Annotated in this window: 15 protein-coding genes; 6 read left to right on the top strand and 9 right to left on the bottom strand. The window is 69.1% G+C overall.

Annotated features, from left to right (window positions below):
* Positions 1-7 precede the first annotated feature (7 nt).
* Positions 8-997: a 2-hydroxyacid dehydrogenase gene (locus tag BA022_RS01470; protein WP_088886341.1), complete on the bottom strand. Its 990-nt coding sequence runs from the start codon at positions 995-997 to the stop codon at positions 8-10.
* 144 nt (positions 998-1,141) lie between these two features.
* Between BA022_RS01470 and BA022_RS01465 the strand changes: the two genes are divergently transcribed.
* Genes BA022_RS01465 through BA022_RS01455 form a run of 3 tightly spaced genes read left to right on the top strand, consistent with a single transcriptional unit; the run spans position 1,142 to position 4,033 of the window.
* Entirely contained in the window at positions 1,142-2,398 is a 1,257-nt protein-coding gene (locus BA022_RS01465) for a multidrug effflux MFS transporter (RefSeq protein WP_088886340.1), read from the top strand.
* Positions 2,388-3,359, top strand: a complete 972-nt coding sequence (gene miaA, locus BA022_RS01460; protein ID WP_088886339.1) for a tRNA (adenosine(37)-N6)-dimethylallyltransferase MiaA — start codon at positions 2,388-2,390, stop codon at positions 3,357-3,359. The genes BA022_RS01465 and miaA overlap by 11 nt, the downstream gene beginning before the upstream one ends.
* The gene (locus BA022_RS01455; protein ID WP_088886338.1) at positions 3,356-4,033 is read left to right on the top strand and encodes an ABC transporter ATP-binding protein; all 678 of its coding nucleotides are present in this window, start codon (positions 3,356-3,358) and stop codon (positions 4,031-4,033) included. The genes miaA and BA022_RS01455 overlap by 4 nt, the downstream gene beginning before the upstream one ends.
* On the opposite strand, the gene BA022_RS01450 is transcribed toward BA022_RS01455, so the two are convergent.
* Positions 4,030-4,458, bottom strand: a complete 429-nt coding sequence (locus BA022_RS01450) for an Hsp20/alpha crystallin family protein (protein WP_015913840.1) — start codon at positions 4,456-4,458, stop codon at positions 4,030-4,032. The genes BA022_RS01455 and BA022_RS01450 overlap by 4 nt on opposite strands.
* 135 nt (positions 4,459-4,593) lie before the next feature.
* Between BA022_RS01450 and BA022_RS01445 the strand changes: the two genes are divergently transcribed.
* Genes BA022_RS01445 through BA022_RS01435 form a run of 3 tightly spaced genes read left to right on the top strand, consistent with a single transcriptional unit; the run spans position 4,594 to position 9,470 of the window.
* Complete coding sequence (locus BA022_RS01445; RefSeq protein WP_088886337.1) at positions 4,594-7,227, top strand: ABC transporter permease; 2,634 nt, start codon at positions 4,594-4,596, stop codon at positions 7,225-7,227.
* A 9-nt stretch (positions 7,228-7,236) separates the two neighbouring features.
* A complete protein-coding gene (locus BA022_RS01440) occupies positions 7,237-8,328 on the top strand; it encodes a PLP-dependent cysteine synthase family protein (protein WP_088886336.1) in 1,092 nt (363 codons plus the stop codon).
* Positions 8,328-9,470, top strand: coding sequence for a lipocalin-like domain-containing protein (locus BA022_RS01435; RefSeq protein WP_088886335.1), 1,143 nt, complete (start codon positions 8,328-8,330; stop codon positions 9,468-9,470). The genes BA022_RS01440 and BA022_RS01435 overlap by 1 nt, the downstream gene beginning before the upstream one ends.
* Positions 9,471-9,672: 202 nt before the next feature.
* Here the strand turns inward: BA022_RS01435 and BA022_RS01430 are convergent, their stop codons facing one another.
* From BA022_RS01430 to BA022_RS01400, 7 genes are all read right to left on the bottom strand, one after another.
* Entirely contained in the window at positions 9,673-10,674 is a 1,002-nt protein-coding gene (locus BA022_RS01430; RefSeq protein WP_088886334.1) for a branched-chain amino acid ABC transporter permease, read from the bottom strand.
* Positions 10,675-10,692: 18 nt separating this feature from the next.
* Positions 10,693-11,577 carry a branched-chain amino acid ABC transporter permease gene (locus tag BA022_RS01425; protein WP_088886333.1) on the bottom strand — a complete coding sequence of 295 codons (885 nt, stop codon included), beginning with the start codon at positions 11,575-11,577 and terminating at the stop codon, positions 10,693-10,695.
* A 48-nt stretch (positions 11,578-11,625) separates the two neighbouring features.
* Positions 11,626-12,771 (bottom strand): ABC transporter substrate-binding protein, encoded by a 1,146-nt coding sequence (locus BA022_RS01420; RefSeq protein WP_088886332.1) that lies wholly within the window; start codon positions 12,769-12,771, stop codon positions 11,626-11,628.
* Positions 12,772-12,904: 133 nt separating this feature from the next.
* Positions 12,905-14,107 (bottom strand): ABC transporter substrate-binding protein, encoded by a 1,203-nt coding sequence (locus tag BA022_RS01415; RefSeq protein ID WP_015913847.1) that lies wholly within the window; start codon positions 14,105-14,107, stop codon positions 12,905-12,907.
* 44 nt (positions 14,108-14,151) lie between these two features.
* Positions 14,152-14,865, bottom strand: coding sequence for an ABC transporter ATP-binding protein (locus BA022_RS01410; protein ID WP_088886331.1), 714 nt, complete (start codon positions 14,863-14,865; stop codon positions 14,152-14,154).
* A 1-nt stretch (position 14,866) separates the two neighbouring features.
* Complete coding sequence (locus tag BA022_RS01405) at positions 14,867-15,637, bottom strand: ABC transporter ATP-binding protein (RefSeq protein WP_088888483.1); 771 nt, start codon at positions 15,635-15,637, stop codon at positions 14,867-14,869.
* A gap of 172 nt (positions 15,638-15,809) precedes the next feature.
* Positions 15,810-16,595, bottom strand: coding sequence for a TOBE domain-containing protein (locus BA022_RS01400; protein ID WP_088886330.1), 786 nt, complete (start codon positions 16,593-16,595; stop codon positions 15,810-15,812).
* Positions 16,596-16,683: the final 88 nt, after the last annotated feature.

The raw sequence follows: 16,683 nt of genomic DNA, 5'->3' as shown, positions 1-16,683 counted from the left end.
TCCGCGGTCAGATCGGCGAGACCACGCCGCGGCCCGCAAAGTGGCCCTCGGCGTTGGCCAGGAAGCGGTCCACGCTGGCCTGCACGGCCTCGGGCGACCACCCGGCCACGTGCGGGGTGAGCAGCACGTTGTCCAGGCCCACCAGCTCCTGCGGCGGCGCGGGCTCGCTCTCGTACACATCCAGCCCCGCGCCGGCAATGCGGCGCTCGCGCAGCGCAGCCGCCAGGGCCTGCGTGTCCACCACGCTGCCGCGCGCGATGTTCACCAGGTAGCCCTGCGGGCCCAGCGCCTGCAGCACCTCGGCATTGACGCGGTGGCGCGTGGACGCCCCGCCCGGCGTGGCGCACACCAGCACGTCGCACCAGGCGGCCAGCTCCTGCAGGCTGGGGAAGTAGCGGTGCGGCACCTCCGCGCGCGGGCTGCGGTTGTGGTAGCCGATCTCCATGTCAAAGCCTGCGGCACGGCGCGCGATCTTGTGGCCGATGGTGCCCAGCCCGAAGATGCCCAGCCGCTTGCGCGAGACATTGGGCGGCAGGCCGATCGCATCGCGCCACACGCCCGCGCGGCACTGCTGGTCCAGGGTGCGCATGCCGCGCACGATGGCAATCAGCAGCCCGAACGCATGGTCGGCCACGCAGTCGTCGTTGGTGCCCGCGCCGTTGGCCAGCGCAATGCCGCGCGCGCGGGCGGCGTCCAGCGCCACGTTCTCGTAGCCCGCGCCGAGGGCACACACCAGCTCCAGCGCGGGCATGGCGGCGATCTCCTGCGCCGTGAGACCGACGGCGCCGATGGTCAGCACCGCCCTGAAGCGCGCGCCCTGCTGTGCGATGGCCTGGGCGCGCGCGTCGGGCGTGGGGGCATAGCAGACGTCAAAACGCTGGCCGATCTGGTCCAGGTGCTGCGGCGTCATGCCGTTGAGGATAAGCAAGGGAATGCGGGTGGTGGAGGTCACGGCGTTGCTCGAAGCTGAATGCGTGCAGTGGACTATGTTTTTCATAGCTGCTCGCGCTTGTCTATAGGGCGGTACAGGCCATTTTCGTCCAAATGCGTTGGGCCTGCCCTGCGCACCGCTGCAAGCCCCGGCGGGGGTGCGGGGCCTTGGGTCTGCCGCGCCATCGACTCTGCTACCCTCGCGCGCATCATGTCCGTCCCGTCCGCCGCCATCGGCCCGCAGCAGGCGCCTCCGGTACCCGTGCCTGTGCCTCCCGGCCTGGCCATCCTGGTGCTGGCCCTGCTGCTGAGCATCCAGCCCGTCACCACCGATCTGTACCTGCCCGCCCTGCCCGCGCTCACGCGCAGCCTGAACGCACCCGTGGCCGCAGGCCAACTCACGCTGTCCGCGCTGCTGCTGGCCTTTGGCTGCTCGCAACTGGCATGGGGGCCGCTGTCCGACCGATTCGGCCGCCGGCCGGTGCTGCTCACCGGGCTGGCGATGTACACGCTGGCGGCGGTGGGCGCGGCGCTGGCGCCGTCCATGGCGGTGCTCATCGCCTGGCGCACGGCCCAGGGCGTCGCCATGGGCGCCGTGGTGATGTGCGCGCGCGCCATCGTGCGCGACCTGTACACGCCGCTGGCGGGCGCACGCGCCATGTCCAAGGCGCTGACGGGCTTGGGGCTTGTGGCCTGCCTGTGCGCGCCGCTGGGCGGGTTGCTGACCGAATGGTTCAACTGGCGCGCGGCCTTGCTGGCGCTCACCGGCTACGCCATGGGCACGCTGGCGCTGGTCGCGCTGCGCATGCCCGAGACGCTGCACCAGCGCAACCCGCACGCGCTGCGCCCCGCCATGCTGGCAGGCACCGCGGCGCAGATATTGCGCACGCCCACGTTCTGGGCGTTCTCGCTGCTCACCACGGCCAGCTATGGCGGGCTGTTCACCTTCCTGGCTGCTTCGTCCTTTGTCTATCTCGACGTGCTGGGCATTTCGCGCACGCAGTACGGGCTGGCGCTGCTGTCCACGGCCGTGGCGTACCTGCTGGGCACGCTGCTGTGCCGGCGGCTGCTGGCGCGCCAGGGCCTCAAGCGCACGGTCGCCATCGCCGGCGCGCTGTCGGCCAGCGGCGGCCTGCTGATGCTGCTGGCCGCCGCGCTGGGCTGGCATAGCGTGGCCGCGCTGCTGCCGCCGTTCTACCTCTACATGGTGGGCCACGGCATCCACCAGCCCTGCGGGCAGTCGGGCGCGGTGGGCCCGTTCCCGCAGGCGGCGGGCATGGCCTCGGCGCTCAATGGTTTCATGATGATGCTGGCGGGCTTCGCCATCGGCCAGTGGCTGGGCGGGGCGCTGGACGGCAGCGTGTGGCCGCTGGTGCAAGGCGTGGCCCTGTGGTCGCTGCTGCTGGCCGCCATTGCCTGGACGCTGGTGCAGCGCCATGCCCCGCAGGAGGTTGCCCATGCCCGCTGACCACATTCCCGCGCTCGCACTGGCCGGGCCCACGGCCTCGGGCAAGACGGCAGCGGCGTTTGCCATTGCCGACGCGCTCGCGCCCCGCCTGCCGGTGGAGATCGTCAGCGTGGACTCGGCCCTGGTGTACCGCGGCATGGACATCGGCACCGCCAAGCCCACGCCCGCCGAGCAGGCCCGCGTGCCGCACCACCTGATCGACATCCGCGACCCGCTGCAGGCCTACAGCGCGGCCGAGTTCGTGCAGGACGCCACGCGCCTGATCGGCGAGATCCGCGCGCGCGGCGCGCTACCGCTGCTGGTGGGCGGCACCATGCTGTATTTCAAGGCGCTGTTTGACGGCATCGACGACATGCCGCCCGCCGACGCCGCCGTGCGCGCGCGCCTGGAGGCCCAGGCGGCCGCCATCGGCTGGAGCGGCATGCATGCCGAACTGGCGCGCGTGGACCCGCCGACCGCCGCGCGCCTGGCACCCGGCGACAGCCAGCGCATCCAGCGCGCACTGGAGGTGTGGCATGTCTCGGGCCGGCCGCTGTCGAGCTTTCACACGACCAAAACCGTAGCTGCCAGCGGCCGCCCGATGAGCGCTGCAAGCCTTTTTTCCTTGGAACCACACGACCGCGCCTGGCTGCATGGGCGCATTGCCGAGCGCTTTCACGCCATGCTGGCCGCCGGCTTTCTGGACGAAGTCCTGCGCCTGCGTGCGCGCGGCGACCTGGACGCCGAGCTGCCCAGCATGCGCTGCGTGGGCTACCGCCAGGCGTGGGAGTCACTGGACGGCCTCTACCCGATGAGCAGCCTGCCGGAGCGCGGCATTGCCGCCACGCGCCAGTTGGCCAAGCGCCAGATCACCTGGCTGCGCAGCATGCCCGAGCGCCATTCGATCGCCTGCGACGCGCCCGACGCCACTGCGCAACTGGTGCAGGCCGTGCGCGCGCGCGTGTGGGGTGGCGGCGCATGAGGCCCCAACCCACGTCCCTGCTGCAGGTGCGCGGCCTTGCCAAGCGCTACGGCGGGCAGGCGGTGTTCGAGGGCGTGGATCTGCAGGTGCAGCGCGGGGAGTTCGTCGCCATCGTTGGCGACTCGGGCGTGGGCAAGTCCACGCTGCTCAACTGCCTGGCGGGGCTGGACCATTGGGATGCCGGTCAGGTGCTGCACGAGGGCGTGGATCTGGGGCAGTTGGACGACACGCAGCGCGCCCTGTGGCGCCGCGCCCATGTGGGCTTCGTGTTCCAGGCCTTCCATGTGCTGCCGCATCTGGACGTGGCACAGAACGTGGGCCTGCCGCTGATGCTGCTCAACCGCCCCGATGCGCGGCGCGTGCAGCAGATGCTGGCCGCCGTTGGCCTGGAAGGCCTGGGCGAGCGGCTGCCGCAGCAGCTCAGCGGGGGGCAGTTGCAGCGCGTGGCCATTGCCCGCGCGCTGGTGCACCGCCCCGCCCTGCTGCTGGCCGACGAGCCCACGGGCAATCTGGACCCCACTACGGCGGCGCTGGTCATGGATCTGCTCATCGCCCAGACCCGCGAGCACGGCGCCGCGCTGGTGCTGGTGACCCATTCGCAGGCCGCCGCGGCGCGGGCGGACCGGGTGCTGCGCCTCACGGCGCAGGGTATCCGCCCGGCGCAAGCGATTTAGTCGATCGTCAAGCGCTGGGTCTTGTTGCCCTGCTTCTTGGCCAGCGTGAGCGTGAGCACGCCGTTGTCGTACTTGGCCTTGCACTGGGCGGCGTCCACATCCACGGGCAGTTGGAAGCTGCGCGCCACCGAGCCAAAGTAGCGCTCGCTGCGCAGCACCTTCTCGCCTTCTTTCTTCTCGTCGTGCTGGCGCACCTCGGCGCGCAGGCTGACCACGTTGCCATCAATGGAGATATGGATGTCCTCCTTGGGTACGCCGGGCACCTCGGCATGCACGGTGTAGGCGGCGTCGTCCTCCTTCACGTCGATCTTGATCTGCGACGGCGTGGGCAGCCCATCGCCGTGCAACGGGCGGACATAGAAGCCCGGCGCAAAGTCCTTGAAGAAATCGTCAAACAAGCTGCCACGGGTGACCAGTGAATTCATGATGAAACTCCTTCTTTCGAGAACAAGGTGAAGCGGCCCGCACGGGCCATCCGTCCGGCGGGTCGGCCCCGCCGTCTTCAGGCTATATAGGCGCTGTCGCGCCGCGGTTCAAGAACCCCCGCACGTTTGAATTTGATGCAGCGCAACTCCACGCGCCGCGGGCCGCACAATCGCGGCATGCTGACCGCCCTGCTGCGCACCTTCTCCTGGCGTGCGCTGCGCCACCACCCCTGGCGCAGCGCGGCCGCCGTGGCCGCCGTCATGCTGGGCGTGGCACTGGGGTTCGCAGTGCATGTGATCAATGCGTCGGCGCTGGACGAATTCGCCCAGGCCGTGCGCGCGGTCAACGGCCAGCCCGACCTGGAACTGCGCGCCACGCGCGGCGCGCTGCCCGAATCGCTCTATGGCGAGGTTGCCCGCCAGCCGCAGGTGCGCCTGGCCAGCCCGTGGCTGGAAGTGCCGGTACGGGCGTCCGCGACCCGCGGCCAGACACCCGTGGCGCTGCGCGTGCTGGGCGCCGATGCGCTGCTGCTGCCCGCCATGGCGCCGGCCCTGGCGCCGCGTGCCTACGACGGGGCCGACCGCCTGGCCATGCTGGCGCCCGCCACCGTGTTCCTCAACCCGGCGGCGCAGCAGGCGTTGGGCCTGGGCACCATCGACGCACAGACCCCCGCCATCACGCTGCAGGCGGGCTTGGCGGCACACCCGGTACGGGTGGCCGGCACGGTGGCCGCGGGCGGCGCGCCCCTGGCGGTGATGGACATCGGCGCCGCGCAGGATCTGTTCGGCCGCGCGGGGCAACTCACCCGCATCGACCTGCGACTGCAGCCCGGCAGCACGCCCGCCAGCGTGCAGCAGGCGCTGGCCGCCCTGCCCGGCTGGCCGGCGGGCGTGCAGTTCGCCGCGCCGCAGGACGATGTGCAGCGCGTGGACAGCCTCTCGCGCGCGTACCGCGTCAACCTCACGGTGCTGGCGCTGGTGGCGCTGTTCACCGGGGGCTTCCTGGTGTATTCGGTGCTGGCGCTCAGCGTGGCGCAGCGCGCGCCGCAGTTCGCGCTGCTGGCCGTGCTGGGCACCACGCCGCGCGAGCGCCAGGCGCTGGTGCTGCTGGAGTCCTGCGCGCTGGGCCTCATCGGCAGCGTGGCCGGCATCGCCCTGGGCACGGCGCTGGCGGCGCTGGCGCTCACCCTGCTGGGTGGCGACCTGGGCGGCGGCTACTTCACCGGTGCACAGCCTGCGTTGCAGTGGAGTACACCGGCGGCGCTCCTCTACGGCCTGCTGGGCGTAGCGGCCGCGCTGATCGGGGGTTGGTGGCCCGCGCGCCATGCACAGCACTTGCCGCCAGCGCAGACCCTCAAGGGCCTGGGTGCGCAGGCCGGGCGCGGCGCGCGCGCCTGGATCGGTCTTGTTTTGATAGCTGCTAGCGCTTTGCTGGCAAAGCTTCCGCCCATTTTTGGCATACCGCTGGCGGCCTACGTGGCGGTGGGCCTGCTGCTGATCGGCGGCATTGCCCTGCTGCCCTGGCTGGTGCAGGCGCTGCTGGCGCGGCTGCAGCCGCTGGCGGCGGGCCATGCCCTGGCCCTGCTGGCGCTGGAACGCGCCCGCCGCATGCGCGCCAGCGCCGCCGTGGCCGTGGGCGGCGTGGTGGCGGCGCTGAGCCTGGCCGTGGCGCTGACGGTGATGGTAGGCAGCTTTCGCGGCTCGGTCAGCCAGTGGCTGGACAGCGTGCTGCCCGCGCCGCTGTACCTGCGCGCGGCCGGCGGCGCCAGCGGCGACGAGGCCGCGGTGTTTCCCCCGGATTTCGTCAATGCCGTGGCGCGCCTGCCCGCCGTGGCGCGCGTGCAGGCGCTGCGCACCAGCAGCCTGCAACTGGCACCCGACCGCGCCCCCGTCGCGCTGCTGGCCCGGCCGCTGGAGGGCGATCCGGCCCGCGCTCTGCCACTGGTGGACCCTGCGCGCCCCGTGCCGCCAGGGCGCGTCGGCGTGTACGTGAGCGAGGCGGTGGTGGACCTGTACGGCGCCCGCCCAGGCGCGGACTGGCCGCGGCTTTCAGAAGTTTTCAGGCCTGCAGCGCAGTCTGGAAAAGCGTCAGCAGCTATATTTTTCGTAGCTGGTGTGTGGCGCGACTATGTGCGCCAGCACGGCGCCATCGCGCTGGACCTGCAGGACTTCGCGCGCCTGACGGGTGACGCGCGCGCCAGCGACCTGGCGCTGTGGCCCATGCCGGGCCGCGAGGCCGGCGCGCTGCGCAGCGAGGTGCTGGAGCAGGCCCGCGAGAGTCTGGGCGCCTCGGCGGCGGATGCACTGGAATTCACCTCGGCCGATGCGATCCGCGCACGGTCGCTTGCGATCTTCGACCGCAGCTTCGCCGTCACCTACTGGCTGCAGGCGGTGGCCATCGGCATCGGGCTGTTCGGCGTGGCGGCCAGCTTCAGCGCGCAGGTGCTGGCGCGGCGCAAGGAGTTCGGGCTGCTAGCCCACCTGGGGCTCACGCGGCGGCAGATCCTGGCGGTGGTCGCCGGCGAGGGCGCGGCCTGGACGGCCGTGGGCGCGGTGGCCGGCACGCTGCTGGGCCTGGCCGTGGCGGCGGTGCTGGTGCATGTGGTGAACCCGCAGAGCTTTCACTGGACCATGGACCTGGCCGTTCCCTGGCCGCGACTGGGCGCGTTGGCCCTGGCCGTGGTGGCGGTAGGCACGCTGACCGCCTGGCTGGCTGGTCGCCTGGCCGCGGGGCGCGACGCGGTGATGGCCGTCAAGGAAGACTGGTAGTCGCCGACAATGCGGGCCATGTTGTCCCCCTCCTCTCTTTCCGCCCCGGCGGCCGGCAGCGGCTGGCTGCACGAGGCCATCGCTCGCATCGAGGCCGACTACCAGCGCAGCGCCGACACCCACCTGATCCCGCTGCCGCTGCCCGCGTTCGCCAGCGCCGGCATCGACCTGTATTTGAAGGACGAATCCACCCACCCCACGGGCAGCCTCAAGCACCGGTTGGCGCGCTCGCTGTTCCTGTATGCGCTATGCAATGGCTGGGTGCGCGAGGGTTCCACCATCGTGGAGGCATCGAGCGGCTCCACCGCCGTGAGCGAGGCGTATTTCGCGCGGTTGCTGGGCCTGCCCTTCGTGGCGGTGATGCCGCGCAGCACCTCGGCCGAGAAGATCGCGCTGATCGAGTTCTACGGCGGACGCTGCCACTTCGTGGAGCGTGCGGGCGACGTGTACGACGCGGCGCGCGCCATCGCCGCCGACACCGGCGGCCACTACATGGACCAGTTCACCTACGCCGAGCGCGCCACCGACTGGCGCGGCAACAACAACATCGCCGAGAGCATGTTCACCCAGATGGAGCGCGAGCGCCACCCGGTGCCGCGCTGGATCGTGGTGGGTGCGGGCACGGGCGGCACCAGCGCAACCATCGGCCGCTACGTGCGCTACCAGCGCCACGCCACGCAGGTCTGCGTGGCCGACCCGGCGGGCTCGGTGTTCAGCGCCTACCACCGCACGGGCGACGCCACGCTCACCGCGCCGGGCTCGCGCATCGAAGGCATTGGCCGCCCGCGCGTGGAGCCCAGCTTCCTCCGCACGCTGGTGGACCGCATGGAAGAAGTGGCCGACGACGACTCCGTCGCCGCCATGCGCGCGCTGTCCACCCTGCTGGGGCGGCGCGTCGGCCCATCCACGGGCACCAACTTCGTCGCCATGCTGCGGCTGGCGCAGGAGATGCGCACGCAGGGGCAGCAGGGGTCGATCCTCTCGCTGCTGTGCGACGCGGGCGAGCGCTACCTGCCCACCTATCACGACGACGCCTGGGTGCAGCGCTGCCTGGGCGACTGCGCGGCCGCGCACGCGCGGCTGCAGGCGCTGCTGGCCTGATGATCGGGCGCCGCGCGCTGCTGGCATTCGCGGCCCAGGGCGCGCTGGGCAGTGCTGCCTGCGGCTGGGCTGCTCCCGCCTGGGCCCTGGCGCCGCGCACGCTGGCCTTCCCGCGCGACCACGGCAGCCACCCCGATCTGCGCACCGAGTGGTGGTACATCACCGGCCATGCGCAGGCCGACGAGCGGCAGTGGGGCTTTCAGATCACCTTCTTTCGCACGCGCGTGGATGCCACGCAGGGCATGCAGTCCGCCTTCGCCGCGCGCCAGCTCGTGTTTGCGCACGCGGCGCTGACCGACGTGCAAGGCCGTCGCCAATTGCACGACCAGCGCATTGCCCGCGCGGGCTTCGGCATTGCCGAGGCGCTGGAGGGCGACACGCAGGTGCGCCTGCGCGACTGGTCGCTCACGCGCCATGCCAGCAACGCACCGGGCGGCAGCCGCTACGAAGTGCGCGCGCAGGCAGAAGGATTTGCGCTGGAGCTGGACTGCGCCAGCACCCAGCCCGTGCTACTGCAGGGCCAGGCCGGCCTGTCGCGCAAGGGGCCCGACGCGGCGCAGGCCAGCTACTACTACAGCCAGCCCCAGTTGGCCGTGACGGGCGCTATCACCCTCGCGGGCCGGCGCATGCCGGTGCAACCACTGGCCGCGCCCGCCAACCGCGCCTGGATGGACCATGAGTGGAGCGAGGCGCTGATGCACCCCGAGGCCGTGGGCTGGGACTGGATCGGCATGAACCTGCACGACGGCGCCGCACTCACCGCGTTCCGCCTGCGGCGCGCCGACGGCAGCACGCTCTGGACCGGGGGTTCCTGGCGGCCCGCAGGAGCGGACGCCGCGCAGGTGTTCGCATCCGAGGCCGTGGTGTTCTCCCCGCTGCGCCACTGGCACAGCCCGGCCAGCGGCGCGCGCTACCCGGTGCAGTGGCGCGTGGACACGCCCGCGGGCGGCTTCATCGTGCGTGCGCTGCTGGACGCGCAGGAGCTGGACAGCCGCGGCTCCACCGGCGCGATCTACTGGGAAGGGCTGTGCACGCTGCATGCAGCACGGGCGCGGGGCGATGCGGGCGAACCAGCTGGCCCCGAGGTGGGGCGCGGCTATCTGGAGATGACGGGCTATGCGCAGCGCCTGCGGCTGGGCTGACAGCGCGGCCTGTCGCTATGCATGTGATAGCTGCCAGCGCTTTGCTTTTGGGCAGTTTCAACCGGTTTGTATCTAAAACATAGACACAACAAGCGCCTCCAGCTATCAAAAACAAAGCGGCCATGCAAGGCGGTTGCCGCGCATGGCCGAGGGTGCCGCCGGCCTGGGGGCTTGGCCCAGCCGGCATGCGGTGACGAGGGCGTCAGTGGCTGCCGCTGCCCCCCGTGCGGCGGCGCTCCAGCCAGGCGATGATCTCGCCCATGATGCCGCGGCGGAAGGCCAGCACGCAGACCACGAAGATCAGGCCCGTGACGATGGTCACCGACTCGCCCAGGGTGTTGAACCAGTCGATGGTCGTGAGCTGCGCGAGCAGCGTGCCCAGCTCGCCGATCTTGTTCTCCAGCAGCACCACCACGGCCGAGCCCACCAGCGGGCCGCTCAGCGTGCCCAGGCCACCCACCAGCGTCATCAGCACCACGTGGCCGGAGGCGCTCCAGTGCACGTCGGACAGCGTGGCGAAGCCCAGCACCAGCGTCTTGAGCGCGCCGGCCAGGCCCGCAATGGCGGCCGAGATCACGAAGGCCAGCAGCTTGAAGCGGTTGGTGTCGTAGCCCAGCGAGATGGCGCGCGGCTCGTTTTCCTTGATGCCCTTGAGCACCTGCCCGAACGGCGAGTGGATGGTGCGCACGATCAGCAGGAAGGCCACCACCACCACGATCAGGCACACGTAGTACATGGTCAGGTCGCTGGACAGATCGAGCACGCCGAACAGCTTGCCGCGCGGCACGCCCTGCAGGCCGTCCTCGCCGCCCGTGAAGGGCGCCTGCAGCGCCGCGAAGAACAGCATCTGTGCCAGCGCCAGCGTGATCATGGTGGCGTAGATGCCCTGGCGGCGAATGGCGAAGAAGCCCATCACCAACCCCAGCAGCGCACCGGCCAGCAGGCCGGCCAGCAGGCCGAGCTCGGGCGTGGCGCCCCACACCTTCACGGCATGGCCCGTCACGTAGGCCGCGCCGCCCAGGAAGGCCGCGTGGCCGAAGGACAGCAGGCCCGTGTAGCCCAGCAGCAGGTTGAAGGCCGAGGCGAACAGCGCGAAGCACAGCAGCTTCATCACGAACACCGGGTAGGCGCCAAGGAAGGGCGCGACGATCAGGCCGAGCAGCAGCAGGCCGTAGCCAATGGGAGCGAATTTATTGACGTTCATGTGGTTCACCCCGTTGGCTTACTTCTCTTTGCCGAACAGGCCGGCGGGGCGGATGAGCAGGACGATGGCCATGATGACGAACACGACGGTGGACGAGGCTTCGGGGTAGAACACCTTGGTGAAGCCCTCGATCACGCCCAGGCCCAGGCCGGTGAGGATGGAGCCCATGATGGAGCCCATGCCGCCGATCACCACCACCGCGAACACGACGATGATGAGGTTCTGGCCCATCAGCGGCGTGACCTGGTACACGGGCGCCGCCAGCACACCGGCAAAGGCCGCGAGCGCCGCGCCGAAGGCGTAGGTCAGCGTCACCATGACGGGCACGTTGACGCCGAAGGCTTCCACCAGGCGGGGGTTCTCGGTGCCGGCGCGCAGGTAGGCGCCTAGCTTGGTCTTCTCGATCACGTACCAGGTGGCGATGCACACCACGATCGAGGCCACCACCACCCAGGCGCGGTAGTTGGGCAGGATCATGAAGCCCAGGTTGGTCGCGCCCTCCAGCAGCTCGGGCGTGTCGTAGCCCAGGCCGGAGACGCCGTAGATCGAGCGGAACACGCCCTCGATCATCAGCGTGAGGCCCAGCGTGAGCAGCAGGCCGTACAGGTGGTCGAGCTTGTAGATCCAGCGCAGCAGGAGCCGCTCGATCACCACACCGATCACCCCTACGATCAGCGGAGCACAGATCAGCATCACCCAGTAGTTGACGCCGAAATAGTTCATGGCCATCCAGGTGATCAGCGCCCCCAGCATGAACAGCGCACCGTGCGCGAAGTTGATCACGTTGAGCAGGCCGAAGATGACGGCCAGCCCCAAACTGAGGATCGCGTAGAACGAGCCATTGACCAGCCCCAGGAGGAGCTGACTCAGCATGGCCGGCAATGAAACACCAAAAATTTCCATGGGAACTGAACGCTGATGTAGGGGAGTCGGATCAGGAGAGCAGCGCGATCACTTCCAGAGGGCGCACTTGCTCTCGGCCTTGGTGGTGAACACCTGTTCACCCGGCAGTTTCTTGATGAGCTTGTAGTAGTCCCAGGTGCCCTTGGACTCGGACGGCGACTTCACCTGCATGAGGTACATGTCGTGCACGTAGCGGCCGTCGGCACGCAGGTAGCCGGAACCGAAGAAGTCGTTCATCTTCATGGCGCGCCAGGCCTCCATCACCTTGTCGGCGTCGGTGGTCTTGGCGGCCTCGACGGCCTTCAGGTAGTTCATCGTGGCCGAGTAGTCGGCAGCCTGGATCTCGGTGGGGCGGCGCTTGGTCTTGGCCATGAACTTGTCGGCGAACTTGCGCGTCTCGTCGTTCAGGTCCCAGTACCAGCTGGTGGTGAACTGCAGGCCTTCGGTGTTGCGCAGGCCCAGGCTGTGCACGTCGCTGAAGAAGATCAGCAGGCCGGCCAGCTTCATGCTGTTACCGATGCCGAATTCCTTGGCCGCCTTGATCGAGTTGATGGTGTCGCCGCCGGCATTGGCCAGGCCCAGGATCTGCGCCTTGGAGTTCTGCGCCTGCAGCAGGAAGGACGAGAAGTCGGACGCATTCAGCGGGTGGCGCACCGCGCCCACCACCGTGCCGCCCTTGTCCTTCACGACCTTGGAGGTGTCGGCTTCCAGCGCATGGCCGAAGGCATAGTCCGCCGTCAGAAAGAACCAGCTTTTGCCGCCGCCATCGACGATGGCACCGCCCGTGCCCTTGGCCAAGGCCACGGTGTCGTAGGCGTAGTGCACGGTATAGGGCGTGCACTGGTCGTTGGTCAGCGCAGAGGACGCCGCGCCGTTGTTGATCATCACGCGCTTTTTCTCTTCGGCGATCTTGGCCAGCGCCAGCGCAGTGCCGGAGTTGGTGCCGCTGAAGATCATGGTCAGGCCCTGCGTGTCGATCCACTCGCGCGCCTTGCTGGCGGCGATGTCGGCCTTGTTCTGGTGGTCGGCCGTCAGCAGCTCGATGGGTTTGCCCAGCACCTTGCCGCCGAAGTCGTCGATAGCCATCTGGATGGCCACGCCACCGTTCTTGCCTTCCACGTCGGCGTAGAGGCTGGACATGTCGGTGATGAAACCGATCTTGACCTTGTCCTGCGCGTGCGCGGTCGACGCCATGAGCCCTGCGGCCCCGAGCACGAACGCCAATGTCGTGAGCTTCGCTTCATGTGGTGTCTCCTTTGTCTTTCATGCTTTGGTTTGCAACGTCGACGCGCGCGGTCCCGGGCAGTGCCCGGGGCCGTGGCTCAACTCACTTCCACAGGGCGCACTTGCTCTCGGCCTTGGTGGTGAACACCTGGTCGCCGGGCAGCTTGGCCACGACCTTGTAGTAGTCCCAGGGTTCCTTGGATTCGGAGGGCGACTTCACCTGCATGAGGTACATGTCGTGCACGAAGCGACCGTCGGCGCGGATCGTGCCCTTGGCGTAGAAGTCGTCGATCGGCGTGGACTTGAGCTTCTCCATGACCTTGTCGGCATCGGTGGTGCCGGCGGCCTGCACGGCCTTCAGGTAGTTCATGGTGGCGGAGTAGTCGGCCGCGTGGATGTCCGTGGGCATGCGCTTGGTCTTGGCGAAGAACTTCTTGCCGAACTCGCGCGTCTTGTCGTTCAGGTTCCAGTCCCAGCTGGTGGTCAGCAGCAGGCCTTCGGTGTTGCGCAGGCCCAGGCTGTGGATGTCGGTCAGGAACACCAGCAGGCCGGCCAGCTTCATGTTCTTGTTGATGCCGAATTCCTTGGCCGCCTTGATGGCGTTGATGGTGTCGCCGCCGGCATTGGCCAGGCCCAGGATCTGCGCCTTGGAGTTTTGTGCCTGCAGCAGGAAGGAGGAGAAGTCGGACGCGTTCAGCGGGTGCTTCACGTTGCCTACCACGCGGCCGCCGTTTTCCTTGACCACCTTGGCGGTGTCGTTCTCCAGCGCCTGGCCGAAGGCGTAGTCGGCCGTCAGGAAGAACCAGTCCTTGCCGCCCTGCTTCACCACGGCGCCGCCCGTGCCCTTGGCCAGGGCCACGGTGTCGTAGGCGTAGTGCACGGTGTAGGGCGTGCACTGGTCGTTGGTCAGCGCGGAGGAACCGGCGCCGCTGTTGAAGTACACGCGCTTCTTCTCTTCGGCCACCTTGGCCATGGCCAGGGCAGTGCCGGAGTTGGTGCCACCGAACAGCATCGTCAGGTTCTGCGTGTCGATCCACTCACGTGCCTTGCTGGCAGCGATGTCGGCCTTGTTCTGGTGGTCGGCGGAGAGCAGTTCGATGGGTTTGCCCAGCACCTTGCCGCCGAAGTCGTCGATGGCCATCTGGATGGCCAGAGCACCGTTTTTGCCTTCCACGTCGGCGTAGAGGCTGGACATGTCGGTGATGAAGCCGATCTTCACCTTGTCCTGCGCATGGGCCTGCATGGCGGATACCGCCAGGCCGGCGGCCCCCATCACTGCGACCAGTGTCTTGAGTGTCTTTTGCATTGTTGTCTCCTTGGTGGGTGCGAAACGAATGGGAAAGGGGTCGGTCAGACGCCCAGCAACTGGTTGAGCACGGGCATCTTGGCCTCCAGCTCGTCGGCGCCAAACTGCAGGGCGATCTGGCCGTGCTCCATGACGTAGAAGCGGTCGGCCAGCGGCGCGGCGAAGCGGAAGTTCTGCTCCACCATCACCACCGTGTAGCCCTTCTCGCGCAGCGTGGTGATCATGCGTGCCAGCGCCTGCACGATCACGGGCGCCAGGCCTTCGGAAATTTCGTCCAGCAGCAGCAGCTTGGCGCCGGTGCGCAGGATGCGGGCCACGGCCAGCATCTGCTGCTCACCACCCGACAGGCGCGTGCCCTGGCTGTTCTTGCGCTCGGCCAGGTTGGGGAACATGGCGTAGATCTCGTCGATCGACATGCCCTGCGAGCCCGTCTTGAGCACGGGCGGCAGCATCAGGTTCTCCTCGCACGACAGGCTGGAGAAGATGCCGCGCTCTTCGGGGCAGTAGCCCAGGCCCAGGTGCGCGATGCGGTGCGTGGGCAGGTGGATGGTCTCCACGCCGTGGATCTTCACCGAGCCCTTGCGTGCGCCGGTCAGGCCCATGATGGCGCGCATGGTGGAGGTGCGGCCCGCGCCGTTGCGTCCCAGCAGCGTGACCACTTCGCCGGGCTGCACAACCATGTCCACGCCGTGCAGCACGTGCGACTCGCCGTACCAGGCTTCGAGATTGCGGATTTCCAGTGCGGGGGTGCCGGCCATGTCAGTGCGCCCCCTGCAGTTGGCCGTCGGTCGTGCCCATGTACGCTTCCATGACTTGCGGATTCTTTGAGACTTCTTCGTAGGGCCCTTCGGCCAGGACGGCGCCGCGCTGCAGCACCGTGATGCGGTCGGCGATGGTCGAGATGACCTTCATGTTGTGCTCCACCATGAGGATGGTGCGGCCCGCGGACACCTTCTTGATGAGCTGCGTGACGCGGTCCACGTCCTCGTGCCCCATGCCCTGCGTGGGCTCGTCCAGCAGCATCAGTTCGGGCTCCATGGCCAGCGTGGTGGCGATCTCCAGCGCACGCTTGCGGCCATAGGGCAGGTTCACCGTGACCTCGTCGGCCAGCTCCTGCAGGCCGACCTCGGTCAGCAGTTGCACCGCACGGTCGTTGAGCTGGCTGAGGCTGCGCTCGCTGCGCCAGAAGTGATAGCTCGTGCCCAGCTTGCGCTGCAGGCCCAGGCGCACGTTCTCCATCAGCGTGAGGTGAGGGAACACCGCCGAGATCTGGAACGAGCGAATCACGCCGCGCCGCGCGATCTGCGCCGGATGCTCACGCGTGATGTCGTGGCCGTTGAAATGGATGGTGCCCGACGTGGGCTCCAGGAACTTGGTCAGCAGGTTGAAGCAGGTGGTCTTGCCTGCGCCGTTGGGGCCGATCAATGCGTGGATGGACCCGCGGCGCACGCTCAGATTCACATCGCTGACCGCGGTGAAGCCCTTGAATTCCTTGGTGAGGCGGGATGTTTGCAGTATGACGTCGCTCATTGTCATCAGGCACGTGCCGCGCGGCGTGCGCGACACAGACCGTCTCCATGTTTATGTTGCACCGCATCCTAAAGTGCGACCCCGTGCGCCATAACTGGGAGAAATGCCTATGTATAAACGCCTACGTAGGAACGCTTCATGCCCCCGGCCAACACGGGGCCTTGCGGGTCATTCATGCGTTCTCGGCGGCGATCACGATGGCTGACTCCTCGGCCACCATGACGACACGCGAGCGCACGCGCAGCCCCGATCCCGCGTCAGCGAATCCCACCATCTGCATGCCCGCCTCCAACTGCGCCGCGACCTCGTCCCCCAACTCGCCGCGCGACACGCGCGCGGCCCGCGCGGCCCACTGATTGGCGGCACCCAGCGCAGGCGCGCGTGCCGCAGCCAGCACCCGCACGGCCGTGGCCTTGCACAGCGCCTGCACGGGCACGCCCGGGCGCAGGCCCAGCAGCTCGGCGCTCTCGCGCGTGATGCGCGAAAACACCTGCAGCTGCGCCGCGTCGCCCGCCCCACGCAGATGCACGCGCACGATCTGCCCACACGACTGCATGCCTTGCACGATGCAGGGCCATTGGTTGCGCATGCTGGTGCGCACCGCCAGCCGCGCGGCGACCGCCTGTGCGCCGCCGCCCTCGCCCACCCCAGCCAGCACCGTGGCACGCACCTGCCGCATCACATCGGCCGCCTCCAGCAACTGCCGCCCCGCGGGCGTGAGGCGCGCGCCGCCGCCGCCCACGCCGCCCACCACGCGCTCCACCAACGGTGCGCCGGCCAGGTTGGTCAGCGTATCCAGCGCCTGCCACGCGGCCTTGTAGCTGACGCCCACGGCACGCGCCGCCTGGGAGATGGAGCCGCCCTGCCCGATCTGGCGCAGGATGTCGATGCGCTTGTCGGCCATGCCATGGCCGAGGGCGTCGAGGAACGATACGGAATGCTGCATGGGCGCGATCATGCCGCCTTGCGCGCGCGGGCGACAAGGCGCTTGGGGCGCACGCGGCATGTTGCAAACGGCAAACGGCAAACGGCATGCGCGGGTGGGT

Origin of the sequence: Diaphorobacter nitroreducens, from assembly GCF_002214645.1 — a bacterium.
Lineage (GTDB): Bacteria > Pseudomonadota > Gammaproteobacteria > Burkholderiales > Burkholderiaceae_C > Diaphorobacter > Diaphorobacter nitroreducens.
The sequence above is the reverse complement of the archived record's forward strand: the minus strand, read 5'-3'. Positions and strand labels throughout refer to the sequence as shown.

Excerpts from the sequence above, each read along its gene's own strand:
- BA022_RS01470 (WP_088886341.1), bottom strand. The coding sequence starts at position 997 with ATGAAAAACATAGTCCACTGCACGCATTCAGCTTCGAGCAACGCCGTG.
- BA022_RS01465 (WP_088886340.1), top strand. The coding sequence starts at position 1,142 with ATGTCCGTCCCGTCCGCCGCCATCGGCCCGCAGCAGGCGCCTCCGGTA.
- miaA (WP_088886339.1), top strand. The coding sequence starts at position 2,388 with ATGCCCGCTGACCACATTCCCGCGCTCGCACTGGCCGGGCCCACGGCC.
- BA022_RS01455 (WP_088886338.1), top strand. The coding sequence starts at position 3,356 with ATGAGGCCCCAACCCACGTCCCTGCTGCAGGTGCGCGGCCTTGCCAAG.
- BA022_RS01450 (WP_015913840.1), bottom strand. The coding sequence starts at position 4,458 with ATGAATTCACTGGTCACCCGTGGCAGCTTGTTTGACGATTTCTTCAAG.
- BA022_RS01445 (WP_088886337.1), top strand. The coding sequence starts at position 4,594 with ATGCAGCGCAACTCCACGCGCCGCGGGCCGCACAATCGCGGCATGCTG.
- BA022_RS01440 (WP_088886336.1), top strand. The coding sequence starts at position 7,237 with ATGCGGGCCATGTTGTCCCCCTCCTCTCTTTCCGCCCCGGCGGCCGGC.
- BA022_RS01435 (WP_088886335.1), top strand. The coding sequence starts at position 8,328 with ATGATCGGGCGCCGCGCGCTGCTGGCATTCGCGGCCCAGGGCGCGCTG.
- BA022_RS01430 (WP_088886334.1), bottom strand. The coding sequence starts at position 10,674 with ATGAACGTCAATAAATTCGCTCCCATTGGCTACGGCCTGCTGCTGCTC.
- BA022_RS01425 (WP_088886333.1), bottom strand. The coding sequence starts at position 11,577 with ATGGAAATTTTTGGTGTTTCATTGCCGGCCATGCTGAGTCAGCTCCTC.
- BA022_RS01420 (WP_088886332.1), bottom strand. The coding sequence starts at position 12,771 with ATGGCGTCGACCGCGCACGCGCAGGACAAGGTCAAGATCGGTTTCATC.
- BA022_RS01415 (WP_015913847.1), bottom strand. The coding sequence starts at position 14,107 with ATGCAAAAGACACTCAAGACACTGGTCGCAGTGATGGGGGCCGCCGGC.
- BA022_RS01410 (WP_088886331.1), bottom strand. The coding sequence starts at position 14,865 with ATGGCCGGCACCCCCGCACTGGAAATCCGCAATCTCGAAGCCTGGTAC.
- BA022_RS01405 (WP_088888483.1), bottom strand. The coding sequence starts at position 15,637 with ATGAGCGACGTCATACTGCAAACATCCCGCCTCACCAAGGAATTCAAG.
- BA022_RS01400 (WP_088886330.1), bottom strand. The coding sequence starts at position 16,595 with ATGATCGCGCCCATGCAGCATTCCGTATCGTTCCTCGACGCCCTCGGC.